The following is a 12,440-nucleotide window of genomic DNA, read 5'->3' as shown; positions in this document are numbered from 1 at the left end:
CAGCTCATCCGAGAAGTCTCCCGCCCAGCAGCATGCTGGCATAGATCCAGAAGGTGGCCCATATGAGATCGCCGATGCCGGAAAACAGGAGGAAAGGCCCGATGGGCATCCTGGCCACCCCGGCGCCTATTATGACGGGAGTCCTGATGATGCCGAAGATGCGAGCAATGAAGGCTGTCAGACTGCCATAGCGGCAGAACCACCTGTCGATCCATTCCAGGTGGTTCTCTGTTATTCTCAAGTATCTCCCCCATCTCCGCACAAAGGCCCTACCGCCACTCGCCCCCAGGAGATATCCTATGGCATTGCCTGACACATTTCCCATTGCCGCAACCATGATCGCGGCCGCCGGATCCATATCGCCCCTTATGATCAAATAGCCAGACGCAAAAAGTGCAATTTGAATGGGCCCTGGAAGGCCCGTGCCTTCCAGGAGAGTAGCGACGAAAAGCGCCAGGTAACCATAGCGTATGACTGTGTCATAAAGAGTTCGCGCAAGGTCAGACAATGCAGGACACCCCCGGGTTCTAGTATGATTCTATCCAGTGCCCGGGGGTTCTAATACTGGCTTTCTATGTACTTGACAGGATGAGCCTTCTTTTCTATATTATTTTTCGAGCATTCTCATACTGGCTACCTAGGCTATCAGGCCATCTGCCGAGGCCATACCCCGGGCCTGCCAGACTTCAAATTGCCGGCATATCGAAATAGAGTTTGAGCAGTTTCTTATAAATTCTTGGGAGGCGATACAACATGCCCACTTATGAGTATAAATGCGAGAAATGCGGGCGATTTGAGGAGTTTCAAAAGATGAGTGATGAACCCCTCAAGAGCTGTCCGAAGTGCGGAGGACCGGTAAAGCGTTTGATTTCCTCCAATATCGGGATTATATTCAAAGGCTCCGGGTTTTACACCACAGATCATCGCAGCAAGGAGTATAAGGAAAAGGAAAAGCAGGATAATGGCTCAAGCAGCTATTCTAGCAAGTCTGAGAGTGCCACTAGTTCGGCGGCGCATTAAAAAATGCCGCTCACGTTCGCACGTGGGCGGCATTTTTCTGCATAATGACCATACCTCGCTGACTCGGCTCTAGTCATCGAGGCCTTATCTAAGCCACCTTTCGATCCTCCGGCTCAGTTCTGCCTTTGGCTGCACACCTATGAGCTTATCTACAGGCTGTCCATCCTTGAATATGATCAGCGTAGGGATGCTCATTATACCAAAGGCTGCAGCAATTTCGCCATTGTCATCGACATTGAGCTTTGCTATCTTAGCTCTCCCCTGGAAGTCCGAGGCCAATTCGTCAACGGTAGGGGCCATCATCCTACAGGGCCCGCACCATTCTGCCCAGAAGTCCACAAGAGCTACGCCCTTATAATTTGTGATTTCCGCCTCAAAATTAGCATCCGTCAGAGTGATTGGATGAGCCATAGATTCTTTGTCCCCCTTTTCTTGACCTGAGTTCGCTCCACTGGATTTACTTCCGTATGATGTATAGATGTTAATGGCAAGAAACGACACCACAATCAATAGGATAGCCAGTAAGAGCCCCACTCTTACGCGCAATTGCACATGATTCACCTCACGAAACGCATTATGGTATTGATAACCTCTCGGACTTCCCGCTGAAGATCATCAGCTTCAGGCGCTGACGCCTTCCGTTTGGCCGCTTCTGAAAGACATTGAAAAGCATAATGCTCGAGTAACTGTTCCTCAACCTTTCGTATGGATGCCTTGATTGCAGCCAGCTGCGTCAAGACCTCCGGGCAGCCCTTTTCTTCCTCGATCATCCTCTCAATACCACAGACATGCCCCTTTATTACCTTGAGCCTTTTCAGAAGCTCTTCTTTTCCTGTATCTCCTCTTGGATTCATGTCCCTCTTCGGCTTATCCCTGCCTTTTCATATATGTCATTTCCTACGTATCTGTTCTTTTCCCCGGCGATGGACGAACCTGATCCCCACCCCCTGGGGTGGGCCTAGCATGATTATACTCTCCCTACTTCAGTCGAGTCAAGGGGGGTGGCAAAGAATTTTGCTTCAATAGAATTTCAATCCATTTATAGAGCCATTTAGCATGCATAACTGAAAAAACCATCATACTATGCCGTGCAACGGGGGATTATATAAGCAGTGTTTCAGTCGGGGGGGCGAGAATGTGCCGAAAGGTAAAAGGAAATCTGCTCTTTCTAATTCCAAGACATGGCTTCAGAACCTAAAATATGAAGTGGCAAATGAACTCAATCTTCCACGGGAAGTGGTAGAAAAGGACTATTGGGGCAACCTCACCGCTGCCCAATGTGGCGCGGTGGGTGGGCACATGGTAAAGCGAATGATAGAGGCGGCTGAAGCAGCCCTGGCGGAACAGGTTGCGGCCAGCGTAAAGGCTGGTTTTCGACAAGGCCTGTCAGGAGATTGGGTGCCGAATTCCACGGCGAACTCGACGAAGGCTTTGAAATCAAACAAGGAAGACCAGCCGAAACGTGATAAATAAGGCAATTATACTAACATCCATAACTCACCCCTTCGATATGGAAAGACAGGAGTACATGATCCTGTCTTTCTCTACTTTCCAGCATATGACTTTCCACCAGTGAGAAACTATACTCAGAATTATCGAGGGGGGTGAATTTAATGCCTAGGAGGAACCGTTCTTTACTGCCTCAGGCCGGCGCAGCCCTGGATAAACTCAAGTACGAGATAGCCAATGAATTGAATATCCCTACGAATCTCATTCAGGGCCACTATTGGGGTAATCTCTCCTCCGCCCAGTGCGGTGCCGTAGGCGGACATATGGTCCGCAGGATGATAGAGGCGGCTGAGAGGGCGCTAGTAGAAGGCACTGTGGCAAGCGTTCAGGCTGGTTTTCAGAGCGGGTTAGCCCAACGCCCAGGCACAGTACAGACTGTCCAGGGCACGCAGGCTAACCTAAGTGGGATCAAGGCACAGTAACCGGCCCTAGGTCACAGTAACAGCTAAAAGATAGAAAGAACGACGGCGAGCGAAGTATATGATCCCGCCTTTACCCTCGCCGTCGTTTTTAGATGCCTTTCCGCCCCACTAAACTAAGCTGCCCCACTATACTAAGCTGCAGCCTTTTTTGAAGCTGTCGTAGAGATCCTTTCCCTCCAGATACTTTCTAGGATAGGCATTATATAATGGTCAAGCCCAAAGGCCCGCCCTGCCCCGCCCAGCATGGGGATGGAGCTAATGAGGAACCAGATGTTTCCCGCCCCAGAAAGCATGAAGTTGAGGTTCATGAATATTGAACCCAGGCCAGCAAGCGCCGTAAAGAGTCCGAAAATCAGCGCAATTCCAATTGCAAGCTCACCCAGGGTGACCATAACCTGGAAAAACAATGCATGTGGGAAAACGACTTTCTCCATGAAAGTCGCATAGAACTGCGGAGTTCCGGGCCCAAGCGGCACAAGAGACGACCCTGATACAAGCTTGTCACCAGAGACCAAAAAACCAGCCCTTACCTTGTCGATGCCGGACATGAGCCACTGATAGCCCAGGAAGAGACGCAGGATGACAAGCCATATGGCACTAGTCTTGACATTCAGATGACTATACACAGGCGATAAGGTTCCCCTTTCATTCAGGAATTCCAGCCTGAGGTACCGGCTCACGAGCCATAATCCTCCAACGCCCAGGAGGTAATGAATGTTTACCAAATGCTTCATGATCATGGCGGGTATACCCCAAAGCGGGACGCCTGCTATATCTGCCACAGCATAGGTGGCCCCAATGGATACCATGACCCCATGAAGCCTGGGTCTGAACCTACGTACCGGGCGACCTTTGATCTCGGAGGCAATGCTCTCAGCTACGTGATCAGCCCCTTGCAGGCATGCCTCGACAAGAGCAGGCAGTTCCCCTTTCTCATCCATGAAACAAGCATTGTCTCCTATCGCGTATATATCCGGGAAGCCCTGCACTTTGAGGAACTCATCTACCTTGATCCTGCCACGCTTGTGACAGGTGAATCCAAATTCCTGCGCGTCATGATTCGCCTGTACCCCGCCAGTCCAAATGACCGTATGTGTCTTAATCCTTGTCCCGGATTTTAAGATAACCTCCTCCTGCGTCACTCCTGTAATAGGAGAATTCGTGAGCACAGTTATCCCTCTCGCCCGCATATACCGTTGCGCCCTCTCGGCAAGGCTCCGGCGCAAATTAGGCAATATGGTGGGCAAGGCCTCTATCAGGACAAGGGTAACATCGAATTCAGACAGCCCGTATTCGCGGCAGAGTTCAGGAACCCAATCGGCCAATTCACCTATCATTTCCACCCCGGTAAATCCGCCTCCGCCAACCACAAATGTGAGGAGCTCTTGACGTTTGATTGCATCATTCTCCTTAGCCGCGGTTCTGAACATCTCCACAATATGCTGTCTGACCCTGACAGCGTCTGCATATGACCATAGCGACAGGGCATTTTCCTTCATGCCCGGGATATTGTAATATGCCGGCTCACTGCCACACGCGAGGATGGCGTAGTCATATGGATATTCACGAGTCTCAGAATAGAGGATCTTTTTCTGCGGATCAATCCTGATTATATGGTCTTCCACCACATTTACAGGGCTTTTGGCAAATACCTTTCGCAGAGGAACCTCCACACCCTCAGGAGAAATCCTGTTGCCCGCCACCTCATGTAAATCTGTCAGAAGCGTATGATTTGGGCCGCGGTTTATCAAGGTGATATCTATAGACTCGTCGCCTCTCAGGGTCCTTGCCAGCCTCTGAGCAACATGCACTCCAGCATATCCGCCCCCGACAATGAGTATCTTCCTTGGACCTCTCTTTGCATCTTCCTCACCCAAATCTTTTCCCCTCCCTTCTACCCGATATTTGAAGCGAACCCAGACTGGTTGGGACCGGTGCTTTGTAGGAGCATGGTTTGTAGGAGCATATGTGATTCTACCAACAAAACACCTAACAGAAAATATATCATTCGTTGTGCCATTCGCGCAACCCCAACAAACTCAAAGCTTATTCTCACGCTTTTGGTATAATGTGCCATACCGGATTTTAAATTCATGGCTTCGCAAATGAGGATTTTTGATGTAAAATCTCAAAAGGATACAAGCCGGTGGTCTTGAGCATATATTCAAAAACGTGCGCGCACAAGGGAGGCGTCTTGAGGGTGCTAAAATCGCAAAATCGTCTGCTTCTTCTCCTAGGAGTCATTCTGGCGGCGTTGGCCTTGGTTGGAGCGGCCATCATCAGTTCATCCGCTAGCGCCAAATATCGCGACGGCTCCTGGTATGGGGTAACTAAAGACCCCGCCCATTCCGATACAGTCGTCGAGGTTGTGATAAAGGGCGGGAAAATAACCGATGTCAATGTTATCATGCCCACAGAGGAATATGTCAAGGGTGAAAAATATGCCCCTGCTCTTGAAGCTTATACTAAGATCCCCAAGGCTATTGTGGAGAAGCAATCTCCTAATGTAGATGTTGTTTCAAAGGCAACAGGGAGCTCCAAGAGCTACATCCAGGCCGTCACAATGGCCCTCGCTAATGCCGAAGCCAAAGGCCCTCTCAAGGGTGGGGCAAAATGGCATGACGGAAACTATGTGGGGGTTGTGAGAGACCCCAAGCACGGGGATGTCATCGTAGAAGTGGTGATCAGGAATTCTAAGATGGCTGAGGTCAACGTGATCTCCCCGACCGCGAAACAGATGGCCGATTATAAATATGCGCCTGGCAAAGAAGCGTATAAGGAGATTCCTGCCAGAATACTCAAGGCTCAATCTCCTGACGTAGACATTTATACCGGAGCCACCAGCAGCAGCAAGAAATACATGGATGCAGTACGCGGTGCGCTTAAACAGGCTGAATGATCTCTCCATTTTGTGGGTGCGGAGAAAAATCCTTATTCCTCTATGATTGAAGATCGAATGGCCTGCGGCGCAATCAGATTGGAGAGGAGATCTGCTCTTGATCAATAGGGAGACGATGCGCAAGTCAGGCCGGAATCTTTTATGGCTCAGACTCACCGGCTTGATCCTTGCAATATGTATACTAGTTGCCATGGGCGTCGTGTACGCCCCTGATGCGTTTCAATTATTGGCGGCCAAGGGAGGCGGGGCTGGCTTGCCCCAGTCAGCCACCAAGTCTGAATTCCTCATGGGGACTCTGGTGACCGCCAAAGCTTATGGCCCAAATGCTCGTCGGGCTGTGGATAAGGCATTTGACAGAATAAGGCAGATTGAGCAGGAGGTCAGTGCAAACCTGGAGGATAGTGAGATATCCGCCCTCAACAGGGCGGCGGGCAAGACCCCTGTTCGTATATCAAGGGATACGCTTATACTGCTTAAAGAGGCTTACCGTTTCGCGGAAATAAGCCAGGGTGAGTTTGACCCGACTGTTGGTCCTCTGGTGAAGCTCTGGGGTATCGGTACGGAAAAGGCCCATGTCCCGCAGGCAAAAGACATAGAGAAGGCCCGTGCCCTCATTGGGTATAGAGATCTCGTCATTAATGAAAAGGACGGCACTGCTTTTCTAAAGAGGCCCGGGATGGCGGTTGACCTCGGCGCCGTAGCTAAAGGCTATGCCGGGGATGAAGTCATTAGAATTTTCCAGGAATTTGGAATATCAAGCGGCTACATTGACCTCGGAGGAAATGTTGTAGTCCTGGGCTCGAAACCAGAAGGTGGCCCTTGGAGGGTCGGGATACAGGATCCGCGCGGGGAACGTGGCAATTACGTGCTTGCGATCCCGGTCATAGACAAAAGCATTGTGACATCTGGCGACTATGAGCGGTATTTTGAAAAAGATGGGGTGAGATACCACCATATTCTTGACCCCAAAACAGGATCGCCTTCACGTAGCGGACTTATTAGCGCCAGTATTGTCTCAGACAAGTCCATCGACGGTGATGCGCTATCTACTACCGTCTTCCTTCTGGGGCCAGATAAGGGCATGAAGCTGATAGAAAGCCTCCCGGGGATCGAAGGTGTCCTGATAACCAGTGATAAGAGAGTCCTGATATCGAGCGGCCTAAGAGATGAGGTAATCTGGTCACATGGAAATCGTGCAGGATATAAGAAGACTTCTCAATAACCCCCTTATCAAAGACGACATCAGCGCGGTCAATGAGGGACTTCAAGCCTTAGCCCGGGAAGCGCCAAGGCTCCTCAGGCCATCTCTGGCAACACTCGTCGAGGCTCCAGCGAAACGCCTACGGGCGGGCCTTGTGATCATTTCAGGCAGGTTTGGGAAATATGATTCAAATTCGCACATTTTGGCCGCCGAGGCGATTGAAGCCATTCACCTTGCCTCCCTGATCCATGATGATATAATAGATGAATCTCCGATCAGGAGGGGAGTCCCCACCATAAATGCTTCCCATGGGGCCAAGAGCGCGATATTTGCCGGAGACTATATGCTCGCCAGGGCTGTCAAGCTCCTGTCATCAGTCTTCAGCCCAAGGGATCTTTTTCATATCGGCAGTATAGTGGAGGGCCTCTGTAATGGCGAGATATTGCAACATGAGCTCAGGTATAGCCCAGAAATTACAGAAGAGCTTTACCTCCAGTGGGTAAGACAAAAGACATCTTCCCTCACGGCTTTGAGCTGCTGGGCCGGGGCCAGGCTTGCCAGGCTTTCTCCCAGGCTGATATCCGCCCTCACAGATTACGGTGATTCTTTAGGAGTGGCCTTTCAAATTGCGGATGACCTCATGGATTTCTTGTCGTCAGAAAATGAGACAGGGAAGCCTGTACTAAATGATATAAGGCAGGGAGTCTATTCGCTTCCGGTAATATTTGCCCTGGACCATGGAAATGGCCATGAGTTGAAAGAACTGCTCCTGGAAGGCAGGAACACGCCAGAAGCCCTCTATGCTGCCGTGGACATGGTGGAAAAGTCCGGCGGGATCCAGTATGCTCAGGATGTTGCCAGGTCATATTCTGAAAAAGCTATCGAAGCGCTACAGAAGCTCCCGGGCGGGCCCTATAAAGATATACTCATAGATCTTGCAATAGCCTCTTGCAGGCGGAGTTCATAGGGCCTCCGGAGCCCCGTCCAGGCCTCCTTTTTTAGATTCGAGCCTGGTTATCTATAGTTACGAGTCTCTAGTTAGCCTGGACGATGGTTGGCGGGTTTTTAGGCAGGTTGTGCGCGGAAGTGACTGAGAATTTGTCAGCTTAGGTCGAGGGTGACGAGACTGTAGGCAGGTCCCGCACGGAAGTGGCTAAGAATCTGTCAGCTTCCCCGCCAGGGTGGCGACATTCCCGTCAGGTTGGGATGATTTTGGAAAAGTCTGGGTTTATCCCGTCTTGAGCTGGCTAGAATTTAGGCAGGTTTTGCTCAAGGGTGGCCAAGATTTCGCCAGCCCCTGGCCCAGAGTGGGGAATTTCTCGCCACCCTGCCCTCAAACTGGAATATTATAGGTTATAATTATCCATAAAGAGGAACTTTGTGGTATATCTTGGCTGGGGGTGGCGAGATTTAAGCCGGCTTGGACGCAGAAGTGGCTGAAATCTCGTCACCCTCTGCCCTCAAGTGCCGAAAATCCTGCCACCTCGCCTTTGAACTGGAAAATTATATGCTATGGTTACCCATAATAAGGAATTTCGTATGATATATTGGCTCAGGGTAGCGATGTTCTAGCCAGCCCGAGCGTGGAGGTAGCGAAAATCCTACCAGTCTCTGCCCTCAAGTGACGAGAATCTAGCCAGCTCAATCTCCAATGGGGCCACCATATCATCATCACCTGCATGGACGCACCTATCTTCTATATCCAGGATTAAGGCATGTATTGAGCAAGATGCCTTCTGCCCATGATCAGACCGGCCTTGAGTTTCTCTTCTGTCCCTTCCCATATGGGGTCTTCATGTTCTATGCTCAGAGTGCCGGATTCAAGCCCAATCTCATACAAAATTGATATGAATCGAGCCCAGTCTATTTCGCCGAGGCCTGGCAGGCGATATCTCCAGAATGTTTTTCCATGTCCTGAGCCGAGCTGACTGCCGAAGATGCCATAGCGATAGTATCCTTCGTCCAGGAGTTCAACATCCTTGGCATGGGCATGGAAAATCCGGTCGCGATAGTCTTTTGCCGCTTGGATATAGTCTATTCCGAGCCAGTAGAGATGGGAGGGGTCAAAATTAAGCCCAAAAGATTCTGAGGGGATCCTTTTGAAGAGCTCATCCCAAAGCTCGGGGGAATAGGCCAGATTCCCAGGGATACCAGGCTGCTGCCAGCCAACCATGGGACAATTCTCGATCATGACGCGGAGATTTCGGTCTTCAGCGTATTTCATAATGTCTGAGAAGACTCTTTCCGCTTCCTTGAGATTATCTGCGACAGATAGCTCGATATTCCGGCCTATAAAGGTGCCCACTAAGCCGACACCCAACATATGCGCGGCATCCATGACCTTGGTCAAGTGTCGCAGATGTGCCTCGCGCTGCCTGGGATCAGAATGAAGCATGTTATCATAATAACCCAGGGAAGAGATGATGAGGTTTTTACTCTTGAGCATTTCATTGATCTCATGGGCTTCCTCTGGAGTGAGTGCCTCAACATCAATAGTGGTAGATGAATAATCCCGTGTATTGTCATATGGCCAGCATGCAACTTCCAGAGCAGTAAACCCCTGGGCGGATGCCCAGTCCGCCACCTCTGCTATCGGCTTGCGCCGGAAACAGGCAGTAAAGAATCCTAACCGCATAGCTCACACCTCCGGATATCTTGAAATCAGCCATTGAGGATCGGTCAATGGCGTAGATGGTCTTCGCCATCTCTGTCTTCGTCTTCGCCATCTTTTCTCAAAAACCTCCTGGGAGGGGATACTCATGTAATCCTAAATCACGCGAATTGCTGCGATGCCCCTATAACCCTTGCTGGAATCATGCATTTGCTGCGATGCCTCTATAGCCCTTGCCAGATCCATCATGGTCAAATACGACGCTAAGCTGTTCGTCAAATTGCCCTGGGGCAATGGAGGGAAATCTTTGCAGAGCTGCACTGGAAATTCACCTCACGCTGGACTTTTGCCCCAGAGTCAAGGTCTGCTCCCCCACCCTGGTGACCCGCCCGCTTCGGGCTGCCACATCAGCAAAAAGCTTGGCATAAATTTGACCCACCTTGGGCCATGACATATTAGATCCCAAGAGTGAGGTGGACCTCTCCAGGCGCATACGAAGGTCGTTTGATGTAAGTATCGTGACCACTGCCTCCGCCAGATCGCCAGGGTTCCTGAAATCCACAAGAAGTCCCCGCCCTCCGGCCAGCATCTCCTCCGCGTAATAGTACCGGGTGGAGACTATGGCCTTTCCAAGCCCAATGGCATAAGCCAGGGTACCACTGGTTATCTGCTCGCGGCTGACATAGGGGGTCACATACACATCGCAAGCAAGAAGATATTCCACAAGCTCCCTCTCCGTGAGGTATTCATCTACAAACCTCACATTATTCCCGACACCGAGATCATGCGCCAGCTTGACAAGACTCTCACGGTAGCTTTCCCCGTACCTCTTCTTCACTTCGGGATGGGTTTTCCCCAGTACAAGGTAAAGGGCATCTGGAATATAATTTACAATCTGTGGCATGGCCATGATCATGTATTCAATTCCCTTCCCAGGGTTGATCAAACCGAAAGTGGCAATGGTCGGTCTCTCTCCTAGAGCAAGGCTGCGTCGTATTTCCTGGCGGGACCTGGCCCTTATAGCAGGAATGCCATGGGGAATGAACACGCTTTTGCGTCTGGGAATACCATAGCCTTCCTCAAGGATGTCAATGCCCTTGCGGAGCATGGCCACAAGTAATGCGCTCTTCCGAGCTACAGCCCTCATCAATTCTACCTTATGCATATCAGGCTCAGCCAAGATTGTATGAAGGGTAGTCACCACGGGTTTTCTGACTCGCCCAAGGAAATCTAGCAAATAATCCCCATCCTCACCTCCAAAGATCCCGAATTCATGCTGGACACAGACTATGTCATATGGGGAATTGTTTATAGAATCCGCCGCTCTTTCATAACCTCTCCTATTATCTCGCTCAATCTCCATGACTACATACTCACCATAGCGGTAGCTTCCTGCCCTATCAGTTACGGCTATTATGTTGAGTCGTGGCCGCCCCGGCGCCATACTGACACTTTGGACCAAGTTGGATGTGAAGGTCGCTATGCCACATTGCCTCGGAGGATAGGTGGAAAGAAATATAATACTCAGCCGCAAGCTGTTAGCAGACTTCACAAAACTTCGCCTCCTTCTTCGCCCTTCAGACCTTCACACAATGGCCGGTCTTGCAGTATCTCTCCATAGCCCGCGGCTGGGAATGAGTTCCGCCCTTGCGGTGGAACGGTCTTCAACTATCGTGTTATATCCAATGATGCACTCTTCCACCATGGAATTATCGCCTATCTGAGCTCCTGCCCATATCACGCTATTTTGAACTATGCTCCTGTTGCCTATCTTGACATCTGGCCCAAGTACAGCATTGGGCCCTACCACCGCGCCTGACCTGATGACACACCCGTCCCCAAGAAGCACAGGCCCAATGAGTCTGGCCCCGCTGTCAATCCGCACCCTGCGCCCAACCCTAATGTCTTCCTTTCCATTATGCAGAGAAAGGCCATCCGGGAATCTGATGGGCATCCTGTCTTGTAGGATATCCCAGTGAGTTGAAAGGTATCCTTTTGGAGTCCCTATATCATTCCAATACGCAGGCGAAATATAGCTATATATCCTTGCTCCCTGCTCAATTAGCTGCGGAAATATCTCTCTCTCCACTGATATCGGCCTGCCTTGCGGAATAGAATCTAATATATAGGGTTCCATAACATAGACGCCTGCATTGATAAGGTTGCTGGGGGCCGTGCCAGGGGCTGGTTTTTCCACAAATCTCAAGATTCTGCCATCCGGTGACAGCTCTACAACTCCATAGGCGCTTGGATCCTCAACCTGCGTCAGGGCGATAGTACAGTCTGCCCCTATTTTTCTATGCCTTTCCAATAATTCACAAAGGTCCATTCCTGGTACAATATCAGCGTTCAATACCATGAAGGTCATCGTGACGCCATTAGCTGCATTCCTAATTGCCCCACCCGTGCCAAGCGCCTCACGTTCCACGACAAGCTCCACCGGCACATTTCCCCTTATGCTAGACCATTTGATATTTCTTATGGCTTCCCACCGGTAGTGGACCGCGCACCTTATATCAACGATGGGCAGTCTTCCTACTATCTCGAGTAGATGGTGCAACCACGGTCTGTTGACCACCGGCACCATGGGTTTTGGCAGGTCCTGAGTCAGAGGGTGTAATCTTGTCCCTCTTCCACCTGCCAATAAGATCACATGCATTCTAAATGCCTCCCTTATGTCTACTTTGAAGACAGCCGAGCACCATTTTCGTCCTTTCGATGGTGCTGGGCGACGCCCGGTATGACCGACTACCCCGAAAATGGATGGCTACCATTTTC

General features: G+C 50.5%; 13 protein-coding genes. 6 read left to right on the top strand and 7 right to left on the bottom strand.

Features of this window, described 5'->3' with window-relative positions:
* Positions 1 to 4 precede the first annotated feature (4 nt).
* Positions 5 to 508: a DedA family protein gene (locus HPY52_12020; protein NPV80979.1), complete on the bottom strand. Its 504-nt coding sequence runs from the start codon at positions 506 to 508 to the stop codon at positions 5 to 7.
* A gap of 245 nt (positions 509 to 753) precedes the next feature.
* On the opposite strand from HPY52_12020, the gene HPY52_12015 reads away from it, so the two are divergent.
* Positions 754 to 1,020, top strand: a complete 267-nt coding sequence (locus HPY52_12015; protein NPV80978.1) for a zinc ribbon domain-containing protein — start codon at positions 754 to 756, stop codon at positions 1,018 to 1,020.
* A gap of 84 nt (positions 1,021 to 1,104) precedes the next feature.
* Here HPY52_12015 and trxA read toward each other — a convergent pair whose 3' ends face one another.
* On the bottom strand, positions 1,105 to 1,431 hold the full coding sequence (gene trxA, locus HPY52_12010) for a thioredoxin (protein ID NPV80977.1): 327 nt from the start codon (positions 1,429 to 1,431) through the stop codon (positions 1,105 to 1,107).
* A 146-nt stretch (positions 1,432 to 1,577) separates the two neighbouring features.
* A complete protein-coding gene (locus HPY52_12005) occupies positions 1,578 to 1,874 on the bottom strand; it encodes a metal-sensitive transcriptional regulator (protein ID NPV80976.1) in 297 nt (98 codons plus the stop codon).
* Positions 1,875 to 2,103: 229 nt separating this feature from the next.
* Between HPY52_12005 and HPY52_12000 the strand changes: the two genes are divergently transcribed.
* Positions 2,104 to 2,493, top strand: coding sequence for an alpha/beta-type small acid-soluble spore protein (locus HPY52_12000; GenBank protein ID NPV80975.1), 390 nt, complete (start codon positions 2,104 to 2,106; stop codon positions 2,491 to 2,493).
* A gap of 140 nt (positions 2,494 to 2,633) precedes the next feature.
* Positions 2,634 to 2,951 (top strand): alpha/beta-type small acid-soluble spore protein, encoded by a 318-nt coding sequence (locus HPY52_11995; GenBank protein NPV80974.1) that lies wholly within the window; start codon positions 2,634 to 2,636, stop codon positions 2,949 to 2,951.
* Between the two features lie 131 nt (positions 2,952 to 3,082).
* Here HPY52_11995 and HPY52_11990 read toward each other — a convergent pair whose 3' ends face one another.
* Positions 3,083 to 4,828 carry an FAD-dependent oxidoreductase gene (locus HPY52_11990; GenBank protein ID NPV80973.1) on the bottom strand — a complete coding sequence of 582 codons (1,746 nt, stop codon included), beginning with the start codon at positions 4,826 to 4,828 and terminating at the stop codon, positions 3,083 to 3,085.
* Positions 4,829 to 5,151: 323 nt separating this feature from the next.
* Here HPY52_11990 and HPY52_11985 point away from each other — a divergent pair, with 323 nt between their 5' ends.
* The 3 genes from HPY52_11985 to HPY52_11975 all read left to right on the top strand — a co-directional run bounded on the left by HPY52_11985 (position 5,152) and on the right by HPY52_11975 (position 8,018).
* Positions 5,152 to 5,850 carry an FMN-binding protein gene (locus HPY52_11985; GenBank protein ID NPV80972.1) on the top strand — a complete coding sequence of 233 codons (699 nt, stop codon included), beginning with the start codon at positions 5,152 to 5,154 and terminating at the stop codon, positions 5,848 to 5,850.
* A gap of 190 nt (positions 5,851 to 6,040) precedes the next feature.
* A complete protein-coding gene (locus HPY52_11980) occupies positions 6,041 to 7,072 on the top strand; it encodes an FAD:protein FMN transferase (protein NPV80971.1) in 1,032 nt (343 codons plus the stop codon).
* Positions 7,044 to 8,018 carry a polyprenyl synthetase family protein gene (locus tag HPY52_11975; protein NPV80970.1) on the top strand — a complete coding sequence of 325 codons (975 nt, stop codon included), beginning with the start codon at positions 7,044 to 7,046 and terminating at the stop codon, positions 8,016 to 8,018. The genes HPY52_11980 and HPY52_11975 overlap by 29 nt, the downstream gene beginning before the upstream one ends.
* A 741-nt stretch (positions 8,019 to 8,759) precedes the next feature.
* On the opposite strand, the gene HPY52_11970 is transcribed toward HPY52_11975, so the two are convergent.
* The 3 genes from HPY52_11970 to HPY52_11960 form a co-directional block, all read right to left on the bottom strand.
* A complete protein-coding gene (locus tag HPY52_11970) occupies positions 8,760 to 9,686 on the bottom strand; it encodes a sugar phosphate isomerase/epimerase (protein NPV80969.1) in 927 nt (308 codons plus the stop codon).
* Positions 9,687 to 9,990: 304 nt separating this feature from the next.
* A complete protein-coding gene (locus tag HPY52_11965; GenBank protein NPV80968.1) occupies positions 9,991 to 11,214 on the bottom strand; it encodes a glycosyltransferase in 1,224 nt (407 codons plus the stop codon).
* Positions 11,215 to 11,247: 33 nt separating this feature from the next.
* Positions 11,248 to 12,321 carry an NDP-sugar synthase gene (locus HPY52_11960; GenBank protein ID NPV80967.1) on the bottom strand — a complete coding sequence of 358 codons (1,074 nt, stop codon included), beginning with the start codon at positions 12,319 to 12,321 and terminating at the stop codon, positions 11,248 to 11,250.
* Positions 12,322 to 12,440 lie beyond the last annotated feature (119 nt).

This window comes from Bacillota bacterium, from assembly GCA_013178415.1.
In the GTDB taxonomy this organism is placed as follows: Bacteria; Bacillota; SHA-98; order Ch115; family Ch115; genus Ch115.
The sequence above is the reverse complement of the archived record's forward strand: the minus strand, read 5'-3'. Positions and strand labels throughout refer to the sequence as shown.

What these genes read in the sequence shown, in the direction of transcription:
- HPY52_12015 (NPV80978.1), top strand. Translation starts at nt 754, where the DNA reads ATGCCCACTTATGAGTATAAATGCGAGAAATGCGGGCGATTTGAGGAG.
- HPY52_12000 (NPV80975.1), top strand. Translation starts at nt 2,104, where the DNA reads ATGCCGTGCAACGGGGGATTATATAAGCAGTGTTTCAGTCGGGGGGGC.
- HPY52_11970 (NPV80969.1), bottom strand. Translation starts at nt 9,686, where the DNA reads ATGCGGTTAGGATTCTTTACTGCCTGTTTCCGGCGCAAGCCGATAGCA.
- HPY52_11960 (NPV80967.1), bottom strand. Translation starts at nt 12,321, where the DNA reads ATGCATGTGATCTTATTGGCAGGTGGAAGAGGGACAAGATTACACCCT.
- trxA (NPV80977.1), bottom strand. Translation starts at nt 1,431, where the DNA reads ATGGCTCATCCAATCACTCTGACGGATGCTAATTTTGAGGCGGAAATC.
- HPY52_12005 (NPV80976.1), bottom strand. Translation starts at nt 1,874, where the DNA reads ATGAATCCAAGAGGAGATACAGGAAAAGAAGAGCTTCTGAAAAGGCTC.
- HPY52_11980 (NPV80971.1), top strand. Translation starts at nt 6,041, where the DNA reads ATGGGCGTCGTGTACGCCCCTGATGCGTTTCAATTATTGGCGGCCAAG.
- HPY52_11995 (NPV80974.1), top strand. Translation starts at nt 2,634, where the DNA reads ATGCCTAGGAGGAACCGTTCTTTACTGCCTCAGGCCGGCGCAGCCCTG.